Source organism: Pseudanabaena sp. UWO310 (genome assembly GCF_006861605.1).
In the GTDB taxonomy this organism is placed as follows: domain Bacteria; phylum Cyanobacteriota; class Cyanobacteriia; order Pseudanabaenales; family Pseudanabaenaceae; genus Pseudanabaena.
Genome location: NZ_SELU01000004.1, coordinates 53879 through 69738 on the forward strand (window position 1 = coordinate 53879; position 15860 = coordinate 69738).

General features: G+C 43.6%; 9 protein-coding genes. All 9 read right to left on the reverse strand.

Annotated elements, in window-relative coordinates; genetic code table 11:
• Positions 1 to 813: 813 nt before the first annotated feature.
• The 9 genes from PseudUWO310_RS02540 to PseudUWO310_RS02580 all read right to left on the reverse strand — a co-directional run bounded on the left by PseudUWO310_RS02540 (position 814) and on the right by PseudUWO310_RS02580 (position 15643).
• Entirely contained in the window at positions 814 to 3213 is a 2400-nt protein-coding gene (locus tag PseudUWO310_RS02540) for a response regulator (protein ID WP_142598736.1), read from the reverse strand.
• A complete protein-coding gene (locus PseudUWO310_RS02545; RefSeq protein WP_142598738.1) occupies positions 3210 to 7313 on the reverse strand; it encodes a PAS domain S-box protein in 4104 nt (1367 codons plus the stop codon). Before PseudUWO310_RS02545 ends, PseudUWO310_RS02540 begins: the two co-directional genes overlap by 4 nt.
• 59 nt (positions 7314 to 7372) lie before the next feature.
• A complete protein-coding gene (locus PseudUWO310_RS02550) occupies positions 7373 to 7795 on the reverse strand; it encodes a response regulator (RefSeq protein WP_142598739.1) in 423 nt (140 codons plus the stop codon).
• Positions 7782 to 8927, reverse strand: a complete 1146-nt coding sequence (locus PseudUWO310_RS02555) for a hybrid sensor histidine kinase/response regulator (protein WP_142598741.1) — start codon at positions 8925 to 8927, stop codon at positions 7782 to 7784. Before PseudUWO310_RS02555 ends, PseudUWO310_RS02550 begins: the two co-directional genes overlap by 14 nt.
• Before the next feature lie 73 nt (positions 8928 to 9000).
• Positions 9001 to 9483, reverse strand: coding sequence for a response regulator (locus tag PseudUWO310_RS02560; protein WP_142598743.1), 483 nt, complete (start codon positions 9481 to 9483; stop codon positions 9001 to 9003).
• Positions 9484 to 9487: 4 nt separating this feature from the next.
• The gene (locus tag PseudUWO310_RS02565; RefSeq protein WP_142598745.1) at positions 9488 to 11581 is read right to left on the reverse strand and encodes a PAS domain S-box protein; all 2094 of its coding nucleotides are present in this window, start codon (positions 11579 to 11581) and stop codon (positions 9488 to 9490) included.
• A 48-nt stretch (positions 11582 to 11629) separates the two neighbouring features.
• Positions 11630 to 12898, reverse strand: a complete 1269-nt coding sequence (locus PseudUWO310_RS02570) for a hypothetical protein (RefSeq protein WP_142598747.1) — start codon at positions 12896 to 12898, stop codon at positions 11630 to 11632.
• Between the two features lie 123 nt (positions 12899 to 13021).
• Positions 13022 to 13642, reverse strand: coding sequence for a hypothetical protein (locus tag PseudUWO310_RS02575; RefSeq protein WP_142598749.1), 621 nt, complete (start codon positions 13640 to 13642; stop codon positions 13022 to 13024).
• Between the two features lie 18 nt (positions 13643 to 13660).
• On the reverse strand, positions 13661 to 15643 hold the full coding sequence (locus tag PseudUWO310_RS02580; RefSeq protein WP_142598750.1) for an MASE1 domain-containing protein: 1983 nt from the start codon (positions 15641 to 15643) through the stop codon (positions 13661 to 13663).
• Positions 15644 to 15860 lie beyond the last annotated feature (217 nt).

Genomic DNA, 15860 nt, shown 5'->3' on the forward strand with positions numbered 1-15860 from the left:
AAGGATTGGGTAGCTTGGCACTGCCTATTCTTACTTTCTGAGTATCTAGATCTTTTAGGTTTAAACTCAAAGAATATGCCATATAGCCATATAGATCGCGTTCTTTAACCTTTCTATTTTTGTTTTTTCGATAGTTATCTAGTAATTATGATGAAACAAGTAGTTTTACTATAGGTTTTTACTATAAGTTTTTACTATAAAAAAATATATAGCAATCCTAAATGGTTTGTGGAAGCGCACCCCTTTGGGGTGCGCTTCCACAAACCCCAAAATCTACAAATGATTTAGGATAGCTATATAGCAATTCTAAATGAGTCGAGAGAGGTTTCGACTGCGTTCAGCCGTCTGTATATGTTGAATGAGCGTAGTCGAAACCCTGTTTTTCTCTTACAGCGCTTTACTCTCAAATCCAAACCCAGAAATTTTTTGCAAGTGTTGCGAAGCAACACTTGCAAAAAATTTCTGGTGGTTCTTTTGATCGAAAATTGCTGTAATACCAATTCACGAAAGTGTGACAACACTTTTGTGAATTAAAAACTAAACCTAGTAAGGGTTTTCAAGTTAAGAAATGGCGTAGCCATTTCTTAATACCAATTCCCAAAAGTGTGGCTACACTTTTGGGAATTGAAAACCAAACCCAGTAAGGGTTTTAAAATCACAAAATGGCTACGCCATTTTGTGATTTGGTATAACTTGGTATAAATGAAATAGGACTGCTATAACTAAAATCCAGATTGAAACCCCAGATTGAAAACCTTTGCTAGAGAGTGTAGCTTGCGCCACAGATTTTTGATTTTTATGGAGATTTATGATTTATGGAGAATTTTTGGCGAGGTAAGCCTCTAAATATGAGGCAACGGAAGGAAAAGATTGATCGATGTCGAGCATTAAGCGATCGCTATTTTCCAGTTGTCGATTATGGGCGGCTATTTCTAATTCACTACAAATATCAGAAAATACTTTAGCCCCAAGCATTCGGCTGATTCCTTTTAGGGTGTGAGAGGCATATTCTATCTGTGCGTGATCGGAGTCTGATACGGCTTGACGTAGGTTTTTTAATAAAACTGGACATTCTTCGTTTAAAAATAGATGGATCATTCGTTTCGGCAGAGCTAGAGAAACCTTCTCAATTTCCTGAAGGGCGCGTTCGTCAAATTCCATTGCCGTGGCGCTAGGTGGGGGCGGAGTCATTTCTTCGGGAACATTGCCCCAGCATTCCAACATCCTTTCTAAGGTGTCAAAGGAGATGGGTTTGCTGATATAGTCATCCATCCCCGCTGCTAAGCAAATTTCGCGATCGCCTTGCATAGCACTAGCCGTCATGGCGATTAGGGTGGGACGAGGGCAATTAGTAACTTGATTTTTGGATATTTCAGCCCACTCATGCACGATCCGACTAGCCGTTTCTAGCCCGTTTAAACGAGGCATTTGGACATCTAAAAACACAATATCAAAGGGATGATTTCTGAGGGCTTCCAATGCTTCTAAGCCATCATTAACAATGGTTGGGGTATATCCCATTTTGCTGAACATTGCTAAGACTAGCTCTTGATTAATCAAATTATCTTCGGCAACTAAAATATTGAGCGGTAACTTAGTGGTCAGGTTGTTATGTAGCCTCTTAGACTGACGGAGCCTTTGTCGTCCTTCTGTGGGCGATGCGATCGCTGGCGGCATAGCGTCGATCGCCGTAATGGGTAACACAAAAGAGAAGGTGGAACCATTGCCAAGGGAGCTTTCTGCCCAAATTCTGCCGCCCATCATTTGGACGAGTTTTTGACAAATGGCTAGTCCTAGCCCTGTGCCCCCATACTGGCGAGCTGTGGCGATCGAAGCTTGGGTAAAGGGCTGAAATAGTTTTTGGATTTGTTCTGGAGAGAGTCCGATGCCTGAATCCCGCACTTCAAAGAGTAGGGATAGTCTACTTTCATGCTGGAGAGATTCATTCTGAGATTCATTCTGAGATTCATTCAGGAGGGATACAGATAGTCTTACTTCTCCTTTAGGCGTAAATTTGACCGCATTGTTCGCTAAATTAAGGAGGATTTGGCGCAACCTGATCGGATCGCCGAGGATATAGGGGGGAGCCTTGCTATCGATGTGGTAAAGCAATCCGATGCCTTTACTTTCTGCGGCTTGGCTGAGGAGGGCGCAGGTATCGGCAATAATTTGCGTAATATCAAGGGGGATACTTTCTAGCAAAAGCTGCTGGGATTCGAGTTTAGAGAAATCCAGAATATCGTTAATGACGGTTAGCAGTATTTCGCCACTGGTTTGAATTGATTGGACAAAACGATTTTGTTCTCGATCAAGGGTAGTCGTTGCTAATAGCTCGGTCATCCCCAGTACTCCATTAATTGGGGTACGGATTTCATGACTCATCATAGCTAGGAATTCTGATTTAACTCTTAGGGCTGCTTCTGCTACCTCCTTAGCTTTTTGCAGATTGTTTTCGTACTGTTTGCGATCGGTAATGTCTCGAAATCGCCAAACAAATCCCCAAAACTTGCCAGTGGGAGAAGTGACAGAACTACTAAAATATTCATAGGTCAGTCCATCATTGATCAGTTCTCCATGGGTAACGCGATCGGGGGAATCGTAGGTATCCTCTAGGATTTGGGTGATGGGTTGAGGGAAGTGAGATTTTTGGAGGAGCGGAAGCAGCAGTAAATTTTCATTATTAGCCTTGATTGTGATGGGTTTAACGCCCCATATTTCACACATTTTTTGATTGTAGGCGACTAAACGTCCCTGTTCGTCCGCTGCAATCACCCCTTCTAAGCTTGCCTCAAGTTGGGCATGGACTAGGGCATTGGCTCGCTCTAGGCGATCCTGTTGTTCTTTAATCCGTAACATCGATCGCACTCTCGCTTGAAACTCTTGCGAGTTTAAGGGCTTGCTGATGAAGTCATTTGCCCCCGCATTCAAACATTTGGCAATGTCCTCTTTCGAGATAAGGGCTGTAACCATAATGATGGGAACATTGTTCCACTTCGGTATCGCCTTAATCCTTTGACAGACCTCAATACCATCTATTCCTGGCATCATCACATCTAGAAGGATTAGATCGGGCTTAAATGTATCTAGGTGAGCGATCGCATCTTGACCATTAGGCGCATAGTGCAATTGATAGTTGTGATCTCTCAGAAAAGTTTCAATCACATCAAAATTATCCGCTTCGTCGTCAATGATTAAAACAGATGCTAGATTCATTGCCTATCTACTGGTTGCTCTACTGGTTGCTCTAAAAGTTGATCTACTGGTTGCTCTAAAAGTTGATGAATAGTGGCTGCCAACTGCTTTAGCTTAACAGGTTTATGGATATATTCAGTTGCACCTGCGGTGATACAGCGATCGCGATCCTCTGGCATGGCTAAAGCGGTTAGAGCCACGATCGGAGTATTCATTAGGCTAGGGATCTGGCGGATTTGCTGGATCGAATCTAATCCATCCATGACAGGCATTTGGATATCCATGATAATTAAATTTGGTTTTTCTGACTGGGCTAGGGCGATCGCTTCTTCACCATTATGGGCTGTGACAAAGCGATAGCCTTTTGTACTCAGATAGCTAACCATAGTCATAATATTTGCTTCATTGTCTTCCGCTAATAAAATCAAGGGGATGGGAGATGATTCAGAAAAGCTAAAGGGATTTTGAGCAAATTTTGTACTGGTTGGTAACGAATTTAGCTCAATCAAGTCTCGATTTTCGTCCACACATGGTAGCTCAATGGTAAAGCGGCTGCCAACTCCGACTTCACTACTCAAACTAACTACGCCTCCATGGAGCTCTACCACCCGTTTGACTAGGGCGAGCCCCAAACCCGTGCCCTGATATTGCCGATTGAGGGCGCTATCGATTTGAATGAATGGTTGAAATAGTTTTTTAATGTTTTCGGACGAGATGCCTATACCCGTATCAATTACAGATATTTGGAGGAAGCTTTGGGGAGATTCTTGAGGAGCGTTAATCTTGTCCTTCCTTGTGACCTCAAGGGTGAGACTGCCTCCGTCGGGAGTGAACTTGACCGCATTGTTGAGCAGATTGATTAAGACTTGGCGAATACGTCGTTCATCTACGAGGAGGTCAGGCAGATGCGGAGGCATTTGGATCTCTACCTGAATGGATTTTCTTAATGCTTGTTGTTTAATAAAGGCAAGGCTCGCGTGAAATAGGTTAGCGACATTGCAGGGGGCGATATCTAAGGTAACCTGTCCCGATTCAATTTTAGAAACATCAAGAATGTCATTAATTAACTCTAATAGATGGATCCCACTGCGTTCGATTAGTTGAACGGCCCTAGTTTGCTCGCTATTGATCTTGCCGAAAATTTCATCCTGAAGAGATTCGGACATACCCAAAATCGCGTTAAGTGGGGTTCTTAGCTCATGGCTCATATTGGCAAGGAATTCATCCTTGAGTTTCGTGGCGTGGGATAGCTCTTCATTGGTTCTGACTAGAAGCTCTTCTGCTTGTTTGCGATCGCTAATATCGTAATTAATACCAATCATTCGCTGAACTTGCCCTTGCTCATCTCGCTGGGCAAGGGCATAGGCTTGGATATGTCTAATGCTGCCGTCTTTGCGCAGCAATCGAAACTCCATATCAAAATCTCGTTCGCCTCTGACAGCCTGTTGGATTCGAGCGATACTGGCTTCTAAATCATCGGGATGAAGGCTATCGGCCCAGTCTTTAAAAGAACCAGAAAAGTCTGAGGTGCTGACACCATAAAGCTCGTGCATCCGTGCATCCCAGATTAAGCGATCGCTGGATAGATCCCATTCCCAGATCCCAATCTGAGCTGATTTAATGGCTAGCTCCAAGCGATACGACATGCTTTGGAGTTCCGATTCGGCGAGTTTGAGGCAGCTAATATCTTGGATGCTAGACCAGACAAGGATCTCTCCTTTTTGATAAATGAGCAATCCATTTAAAATTACGGGAACTAAATGCCCATCTCGATGAATATATTCCTTCTCATAGGGACCATAGCGCCCTTCTTGATAGATTTTTTGCAATTGTTCCGCTTCGAGATCGGCATATTTCGGTGGGGTGATATCCCAGTAGGAGAGTTGCAGAATCTCCTCGACACTATATCCTAAGATGGCAGCAAAAGCTTTGTTAACATAGATGAGCTTGCCATCTGTGTTACAGCTAGCGAGTCCAATGGGAAACTCCTCGATCAGTTGGCGGTTAAAGGCTTCGCTTTCTGCGAGGGCTTGCTCAGCAAGTTTGCGATCGGTAATATCTTGATAAATGCCTAAAACCCCAATCACTTCATTCTGCAAATTCCGTAAAGGCACTTTATTGGTCTCAACCCAAGCAACTTCTCCATCTGCCTTATATTGGGTCTCAATGATATTGAGTTTGGGTATGCCTGAGTCGATGACTTGGCGATCGTCATCGATAAATTTCTTGGCTTCGGTCTGACTCCAAGGCAGATCGAACTCGGTCTTACCGATAATTTCGCTAGATGATGCGAGTCCCGCACTATTGGCAAAGTTTTGGTTGCAGCCTAAGTAAACAGACTGACAATCTTTCCAAAATACAAATAGAGGGAAAGTATTGAGTACGGTTTGGAGAAATATTTGGGATTCATGTAATGCTTTATCCGCTTTTTTGCGCTCGGTTACATCCCTAAAAATACCCCTTGTGGCGATCGCTTCCCCATTCTCCCACTGACAATTTACATTTCCCTCGACGTTGATGACTCTACCATCCTTCGCCAAGAATCTAGTTTCAAGCCCGAAACACTGATTCCCATCAAAAAGGTTATTCATGGCTGTTTGACAATGGCACAAATCATCGGGATGAATGATCTGAAAAATGGATAGATTCTCTAATTCGCGATCGTCATAGCCTAAGGTTCTTTTCCAAGCCTGATTTACTAACAGGATTTTACCGTCAGGGGCTACACTCTGGATCAGATCGGTGGCATTGTCAAAGAAATCCCTTAGTTGTGATTCACGTTCTAATAGTTCTTGAGTGCGAATTGCGACTCTAGCTTCGAGGGTTTGATTGAGTTTTAAGATGTCAGCTTCAGATTTTTTGCGATCGCTAATATCAGTAATCGTGCCAATATATCCTGTAACCCGACCTTCCCCATCAAACTCAGCATTTGATTGTCCAAATACCCATTTAATGCTGCTATCCGATCGCAGAAATCGATATTCAAGGTGAAAAGGACGATTTTCTTGAGTAGAGCGATACCACTCATCGGCAACCTTGTCTCGATCTTCGGGATGCAAGGCCTGAGCCCAGCCTTCTCCCATCGCCGCGCTGGCAGTAATTCCCGCGATTTGACACCAGCATTCATTGACGTATGTGCATTTGCCTAAGGGATCGGCATGGAAAATCCCCACGGGGGCGGCGGCAGCAAGGGTGGCATAACGTTGTTCGCTTGCTTTGAGGAGGGCTTCGGCCTGTTTGCGTTCTTGGATCTCTAATTCTAAGGATTGGTTGGCGGCCTGTAATTTAGCAGTACGTTCATGCACACGACGTTCTAAATTTTCGTGAGTAAGCAGTAAAGATAACTCCACTTGCTTTATTAGCGTAATATCATGCATCAAACCCACGCGAATCCGTCTTGTCCCATCTTCAATAAAAGACTGAGATAGCAACATAGAAGCTTCGCTACCATCTCGCTTCGTGATGGAGATTTCCGCATCTGAAAACCACTCGTATTCTACAGGGAGCAGGGGATGGGAATTGACGGGAAGAATCTGCTCTATGAGTTGGGGCTGCCCTAGGGATTCAATTGATTGTCCGATGAGATTCTCTTGACCTAAGTTGCAGAGCGATCGGAGCGCTTCATTGACAAATAATAATTTTCCTTCTTCGTCGATAATATAAGCGCTATCCTTGACCTGTTCCATCGCATGACTGAGTAGCCTGAGTTGCTGTTCCGATTTCTGGCGGGCAAGGGTTTTGCTAACAGTTACTGGTAATACTTTTAGATAGTTACGTTCGGGATCTTTGATCAAGTAATCAGAAGCCCCCTCGTTCATTAAGGTGGCGGCAATTTCCTCATCACCACTGCCCGTCGAAATAATAAATGGGCAATTTAGCTCTCTTAAAAGTGGGAATAACTCATTGGAAAAGCCATCCCCCAAGTTATAATCTAAAATCGCAACTTCAAAGGACTGTTGATTGAGAAGTTTAAGGGCTTCGGATAGCGAACTTGCAATGGTATAGTCGTAGGATAATCCTGATTTTTTGACATAGCGCGTAAAGGCAAGTTGATCGATCGGATCGTTCTCCACCAGTAAAATCTTAGTTTGGTCTGAATTATGTGGGGATGGGGGAATCATGGTAGGGACTTTTTAGCATCAGGTAATTGATGGAGAAGACGGCTTGATCGGTGATGAGGCTAGGGTATGAAAGACGATACTTCGTTTAAACACCAATATTGATAGATTATTTGTAGTTTTTCGACAAAATTAATATATTTGAAAGGTTTGACAAAATAGCCTGCCACACTCAATTGAAAACCTGTAAGGCGATCTTCCTCTTCTTGAGATGTTGTTAAAATGACGACAGGAATTTTGCACCATTCGGGGTTGCTTTTGACGATCTTCAGAAACTCCAGTCCGTTCATGCGCGGCATATGTAGATCTGAGATAATGAGGGCGGGGGTGGGATTGCTGGGCTGGGACAAAAATTCTAGGGCTTCTTCACCGTTATAGCAGATAGAAAGGGGATTCTTGGCATTGATATCTCTAAACCCCCTCTGTAAAGTCATTATATCTAGCGGGTCGTCTTCTATTAGCAAAATTGGATCACAGATTTTCATGCTTGTCTGCCTTAGATAGGGACGGTTCATCGTTTCTACATATTGGTAGCGTAAAGTAAAATGTGCTTCCTTGCATAATTTTTGAGGTTACCCAAATATGACCGCCGTAGATTTCGACAATTTTTTTAGCGATCGCTAAACCGACTCCCGTACTCTCAGGTTGGTCGCTGGGATTTAAGGCTTGGAAAATCTGAAAAATCCTATTAAAGTATTTCGCCTCAATTCCTATACCTGTATCGCTAACATAAAATTCCCAAAAACCCCTTGTCTCATAATACCCAATATGAATTTCTCCCTCACTCTTGCCCATATATTTAATGGCATTGCCAATTAAATTCTGAAATAATTGCTGTATTCTGGTGGTGTCAGCGAGTATTTGTGGTAATTGGCGATCGATTTGGATTTTAATTCCCGCAGGAGGTGTAATGAATTCAATTACGCCTAGGACAACTTGATGGAGATCAATCGAGATTTTTTCTTCCCGCAGGCGACCGATGCGGGAATATTGCAAGACACCATCAATCAACTCGCCCATGCGACGGACTCTTCCCCCGATTAATCCCAATACTTTCTTGCCTTCCTCATCAAGGCGATCGGCATAATCTTCAATAATCCAGTCAGATAAGGAAGCGATGCCCCGTAAAGGTGCTTTGAGATCATGCGATACGATATGGGCGAAGTCTTTGAGCTCTTGATTAACCGATGCCAGCTCTTGCATCAGTTGTTGCTGCTGTAACTCGTGGCGCTTGCGTTCGATCGCATGGAGGATCGATCTTTCCAGCAGTAGGGGATTGAGGAATTTACCCTTAATTAAATAGTCAGAAGCACCTGCGCTCATGGCTTGGCGATCGACCTGACTATCACCAACACCCGTCAGGAGGATGATCGGTTTATTGCATCCCCGACTAATCGCTTCCTGCATTAGTTCTAACCCATTCTCTTTGCCGAGTCGATAGTCTAATAGATAGGCTGCATGGCGATTCTCGGCAATTTTCGCTAATCCGTCTCGATAGTTGCTGCTCCAGTCGAGTTTAAACTCCAATTGTTCGGATTCGCTTAAAAAATCGCGAGTTAAAAGATAATCATCCTCATCGTCATCAATTAAAAGGATAGGACAAATTTCTGAAGCCATAGTTTTATCTCCAGTTTTATCTCCAGTCTTATCTTCAGTTTTATCTTCAGTCTTACCATGGGCGACTGGAACCCTATGGGCTCTTGGTTGGCAAATCGATGCTAGAGGCTCTATCGGGTAATTCGACAATCTCAAACCAGTAAGTCCCTAAGGTTCTCATGATCTTGACCATTGACTCAAAGACCACAGGTTTGGCAATGAATGAACTCACTCCTAAATCATAGGTTTGCAGAATATCTTCTTCAGCCTTCGATGTTGTCAAGACGACGATGGGAATTTGGCGCAGATTAGGATTGGACTTGATTTCTTTTAATGCTTCTCGCCCATCCTTGCGCGGCATATTCAAATCTAGCAAGATTAAATTTGGTCGAGGGGCACTTTGGGGATCGCAATATTTACCTTGGTGCAGTAGATAGTCCATCAATTCTTCGCCATCTCCTACAAAATAGAGATCGTTAGCTAAGCGATTTTCTTCTAAAGCCTCCTGCATCAACAGGCGATCGTCTTCGTCATCTTCTGCTACTAAGATTATGATGGGGGTTCCTTTGTTGGGCATAATCTTAACGAGCTCCGACGGCTTGGTGGATAGGTATGGTAAAAATGAAAACTGAACCGTGATCGAGCTGACTTTGAGCTGTAATCGTACCGCCATGACGTTCTACAATTTTACGACAGATCGCTAACCCAATACCAGTTCCTTCATAATCTTTTCGTCCGTAAAGGCGTTGAAAAATTTGGAAAATCCTTTCTACGTATTTCTCCTCAAAGCCAATCCCATTATCGATAATCCTCACTTCACACCAGTCTTGATTGTCGCTGTGATAAATTCGCGATCGCACTTGAATGAACGGCTGGACGCTATCTTTGTGGAATTTAAGGGCATTGCTTAATAGGTTTTGTAAAATCTGGCGCATTTGCAGGGCATCGGCATCGACAACAGGTAATGGATCGCATTCAACCATGGCTCCTGTTTTTTCAAGGCGTATTTCGAGGTCGGATAGGACTTCTTGCAAAATGACACTTAAATTTACGGGTTCAAAGGGCTTGGCCTGAGTTGTCACGCGAGAAAAGATGAGGAGATCATCAATGAGTATTTGGGCGCGACTTGCGGCATTCAGCATTCTCGCTAGATAGTCTTGACCTTTATCGCTTAGGGATTCTTCACAGGTAGACTTGAGGCGATCGCCAAAGGCTTGGACTTTTCGTAACGGCTCCTGTAGGTCGTGGGAGGCAACATGGGCAAAATCCTGCAATTCTCGGTTGCTGGTTTCCAATCTTTCGGTCAAGTTATGTAATTCGGTAAGAGTCTTGAGGCGTTCCTTAACTTCTATTCTTAGTTCATTTTCCGTCTCTTTGAGGGGAGTAATATCCGTCCGAATGGCAAGATACTGATAGGGTTTCCCATGATCGTTGAGAAAGGGAACAATTGTGGTGTCAACCCAGTAAAATGAGCCATTTTTAGCACGATTTTTGATTTCTGCTCGCCAAATGCGCCCTTGCGAAATCTCTTGCCACATCTCTCTAAAGAACTCGCGGGGATGATATCCAGAGTTGAGCATGTGGTGATTCTGACCGATGAGTTCGTGGCGATCGTATTGAGAGATTTCACAGAACTTATCGTTAACAAATGTAATCGTCCCTTGAACATCGGTAATTGCCACGATCGCCGTGCGATCCAAGGCATCGGTAATGTCTTTTGCCTGCTTTGCGGCTTTTTTGCGTTCGGTAATATCCTGAGCGACGATCAGAAATCCTGTAATTTCGTCGTGATCGCTCTGCATGGCGACAATCGATATTAAAACAGGAAAGCGATCGCCATTTTTGCGAATATAAGTCCATTCCTGTTCTATAACTTGCCCCAATCTTGCCTTGGCGACTAATACATCAAATTCTGAACCTATGGGCTGATTTAACTCCGTTGATAGTTGTTGGGATAGTTGTGGCGATCGCTGGTTAATTTCATGGCGATCGTGGAAAATCGTCGCTTTCTCCCCAAGGATTTCCGTTGCTGCATATCCCAACATTGCCTCGGCTCCTGCATTGAAGGATTGAATTGTGCCCTGCAAGTCGGTGGCGATAACGGCAAAATTAATACTATTAAAGATCGCTTGTTGAAACATCAAGGCTTTGGATAGTTGCGCTTCTGAGGTCTTGCGAATGGCATTACTATGCCTCAATTCCAATTGACTAATAATAAGACGGCTCAGAGCGGTTAACCGTTCGATCTGTAGAGGGGTGAGGTGGCGGGGTTCGAGATCGATGACACATAATGTGCCCAGTGTAAAATTATCGGGGGTTTTTAGTGGTATGCCAGTATAAAAACGAATCTGGGGAGCGTTGACGACTAAGGGATTGTCTGCGAAGCGGCTATCTTGGGTAGCATCGGGAACCGTGAGAATTGCATTATCGGCAACGACATGACCGCAAAAGGATAGATCTCTGGAGGTTTCCGAGGTCTCTATCCCAATTTTTGCCTTGAACCACTGCCGATCACGATCGATTAAGGAGATTAAGGCGATCGGCGTACCGCAAATATCGGCAGCAATTTGGGTCAAATCGTCATACTCTTGTTCTGGTAAGGTATCGAGGATTTGATAGCGGTCAAGGGCAACTTGGCGCTCTTTTTCGTTGGCGGGGATTGTAGGTATCTGCATAACAAGACAATACCTAATAATTTAACGAATTTAGCGAATTTAGCGAATTTAGCGAGGTCTAACCAGAAAAGAGGGCAAATCGACTTTGGAGGTTGGACGAGGCGATCGCAATGGGGCGGTTTCGGGAAATGCGTCGAGCGATCGCGTACCTCGGTAGGTGGGTTCGGATTCGGCAATGGGGTGTTGGGTTAACTGTTTGGCTGGTTTCTCAGCTAGTAAACGATCTAACGCACCGCTGAGTTGTAGGGCGTGATGCTGGTGGCGAACGGACTGCTCTTTCCAATGCTGAATTGCGGCTTCATACTCCGATGTTTTTGATGCTTGTTGCAGGACTTGGTTTTGGAGGTCTTCGATCTGCTGTTCTAATTCTTGGACTCTAGTGAGATCGCTGACATATTCATTTTCCAGTCCCCGCAAGGATTGTTGCAATTGGGCGCGATTGGAAAGATGTTGAATTAGTTCTTCCTCAAATTGATCGCGCTGAGACTTTACCTCCGATAACTTAATCTGAGCAATTTCAATGGTTTTGGTGGATTCTCTCAGGAGCGATTGGCTAGTTTCTAGCTCTTTAGTGAGGGTTTGCTGGGAGATATCGAGGGCGGTGTTCTGACATTGGAGTTGATGAATTAACTCGTTTTTGTCGCTAATTTCCTTTAGGTGTTGCTGCGTAATTTTCTGAGTCTCGATTTCGATGGCTAGGGCTAAACGATGTTGAAATTCTTCCTCAAGTTGCAAAACATGAACGGCTAAGCGATCGCTGAGATCGCGATCATCGGATATTGGGGCAGAGGCTGGGAGCTGAGAAATTTGATTTTGCAGTTGGGTAATTTGGTTCGTGAGCGTGGCGATTTGGCGATCGCGATCGTTGGTAACGCTAATAATTTCCTGTTCTAGCTGATCGACATACTCACATTCAAACTGATGTTGTGCTTTTAGAGTCTCTAGCTCTGTATGGAGGCGATCGCGCTCAGTTGTTAACTCAGTCATTAACTCAGTTATTAACAATGCTTTTTCGGCTTTTTCGGTAGATGCAGCATTAGTCTGGGAATTATTAGTCTGGGAATTATTAGTCTGGGAATTATTAGTCTGGGCATTCTGATGATCGGTCGTTTCTGCTGACCAATCGTCTGCAAACGCATCAATACTATCTAGACTATCTAGATCGAGATCTTCAAAATTATTTAGCAACATATTGGCAACTTTGGCGATCGCTTTTTCTTTAGGCTTTACGTCTTTTAAGAGCGCGTCAAGTTCGTCATCATCATTAACGGGTACTGCCTGAACCGAAACTTCTCGTAGAGCTGCTTCACGTTTCATATCACTCACGGATAACCTCACCCACAATACCGAGGTATTTTTACAAGTCAAACATTAACAGACTTTGCCAAGTTTGCAAGTTTTTTTCTGAGCAATTCCGCGTAATTATTATGGCTTGCGGGATTATGGCTTGCGGGGAAGATTGCGAACAAAAGTTTGGATTTCTTTATAGGGACTTTGGGCGACTATTTCCTTATCAGTCTTCTTGAGGACAGTTTTGTCAGGTAATTTTTTATTCTCAAATTGCTTACTCACAATGACCGCGGGAATAGTATTGTCAATTACATCTACATCACAGCGCACAGTAAAGGCGGGTATTTTGGCATTGGTTCTTTCATTGACATAGTCGCCGTCCCGAAAATTAAAACAGTTGATCTGGACAACCGTCTTTACTTCCGCAACTGAGTTGGCATAGAGTTCACCTAATGCGGCTCGATCTTCTGGCAGAAATTCACTCTTGTTGTCGGCTCGTTTATAGACAAAAATCACTTTCCCTTTAATATAAGGCTGCTCTACTTCTTTTACGGGTGGCGCAAGAGCGGCAAATTTGTCACTTTGGGATTCCAACTCGTCTAAGGCTTTTTTCTTTGCTTGCTCCGCTTGAGCATTTTTCTCTGCCAGCTCTTTGTCAAGCTTTGCCTTAGCGATTTCTTCAGGTGATTGGCAACCTGAAACGATAGTTACACAAAATAGGGAGATTACTAATAACCATTGGTATGGGGCATTTGGGAGAGACATTTTCATAGGTTTCTCTAGAAATAATTAAAATCTTGGGTTTTTGACGGGGATTTGGATGAGGAATTTGCTGCCCTGAGACTGATTGGAGTCAAACCAAATTTTGCCACCATGCCTTTCCGTCACAATCTGATAGCTAATCGCCAACCCCAAACCAGTTCCTTTGCCTACGGTTTTGGTGGTAAAAAATGGATCGAATATCTTAGAGCGAATTTCTTCGGGAATGCCGATGCCATTGTCGGAAATAGCGATCGCGATTTGGTTATTATCAATTTGACGCGAATGAATCCAGATGGTGTTTGGTTTGTTAGAAATTTCTGGAAATGAATAGCCTTGATTGCTGGCTTCTAGGGCATCGATCGCATTGGTCAAAAGATTCATAAATACTTGATTGAGAGAGCCTGCATCACATTCAATTAGAGGTAACGTACCGTAATCCTTGAGCACCTGAATGGCAGGACGCTTTTCTGTGGCGTTCAGCCGATGTTGCAAAATCACTAAAGCGCTGTCAATGCCTTGATGAATATCTACTGCTTTTAATTCTGCCTCATCCAAGCGCGAAAAACTCCGTAAGGATAACACGATCGCCCGAATGCGATCGGTTCCAATTTTCATGGACTGAAGCATTTTACTCAGATCCTCCTGTAAAAAGTCTAACTCCAGATCGGCTAGTTCGGTATCGAGGGAAGCGGGTGGATGCGGATAGTATTTTTGGTAAATTTTTAAAGCAGCTAATAAACCTTGAATATACTCGGAAACATGGGATAGATTCCCATGAATAAAACTAACTGGATTATTAATTTCATGGGCAATTCCAGCGACCATCTGCCCCAAAGCCGACATTTTCTCACTCTGAAACATTTGTAGTTGGGTTTGCTTTAGGGTCTGTAGCGTTTGGTTTAGCGTTGAATTCTTTTTGTGCAACTCTTCTGTTCTCTCCTGTACGCGAAATTCCAGATTTTCATTGCTGCGAGCCAATTCTGCAAAGGCTAAGCGCAATTTCATTTCAGCATTTGTGCGCTCGGAGATAGTTGCGGTCAGTATGAGAATGGTGAAGGTAATTACGCCAATAAAGGATTGCAGTTGCATTAAAGACTGATTGATATCTAGTGTTGCAAAGGCTCCCTTGCCGTTAACGGTGGCAACCACAGCGATCGCAGCAACCACAAAGGTTAAAAGGGTTGCCCCAAACTGTCCCAGTCGAAAGGTAGCCCATAATAAAATGGGGATTAATAGATACTCCAAATGATAGCCATCGCCAAAGGCAATTTTGCCAATGAGAACGACCAAAATTAGTAGAATTAAAGGCTCTACGATCGCCTTGAATCTTAAAAACCATAGTCTCTTTGCCGAGGGCGGCATAATTGGTGAGTCGATATCGCGATCGGGCTCAATAAATAACCACGGCAAGTTGGGATAGTGATTGGTTTGGAGCCACCTTCCACAACTAAGTAGAATCGGAGTCACGATAAAAATTCCTGAAATGTTAGAAATCCACCAAGTTAACCAAACCGAGCTATAGCTCGTCCAAGCTAGCTTATTACTTAATACTAGGCAAAGTACGCCAACTGTGGCGTTGATGATCGGAGCAATCGCGCCAGTTAAAAATAGAAACTTGAATACATCGGTAATCCTTTCTAAGGGATAGCGATATTTTGTCGATCTTCGCAGTAGAAAAGCTCCTAGTAGAGTGCCCAAAGTTGTACCGATCGCAATTCCGATTACGGGGATGCTGGAAGTGATGATCGATAGAATATTGGTGGCATCGCGGAATGCCCAAAAGTTAGCAAGAAATGAACCTAAAAAAACACCATACCCAATCCAGTTGCCAAATAGGAGAACTGCACCCACGGCAAGGCCATCGGGAGGCCAGACTGGTGTCACAGACTGGGGCGTAGAGGCAAGGTTCCGCGCAATTTCCGCCGTGCCATAATAGGCGATCGCTAAAATGAGGATGGCGACTAGTTGTTTTTGGGTATAGGTAAATAGAGGAATTTTTTGCTGAACCATGGTTTTTTACTGACTGTTGACATCAATATTGTTTTATTGTTTTCTAAATTGTTTTTAAACTTAGATAGCTCCCCCTAAATACCCCATATATCTGATATCAACTAGATGCAAAAAGCCATTTAATGCTCTAAATTAATCCTCTAAATCGGTCGAAACGGGAAGCTTAAAGCAATATGGACATAAAATATCGTAAAATACGCTGGATGTCAGTAAAATG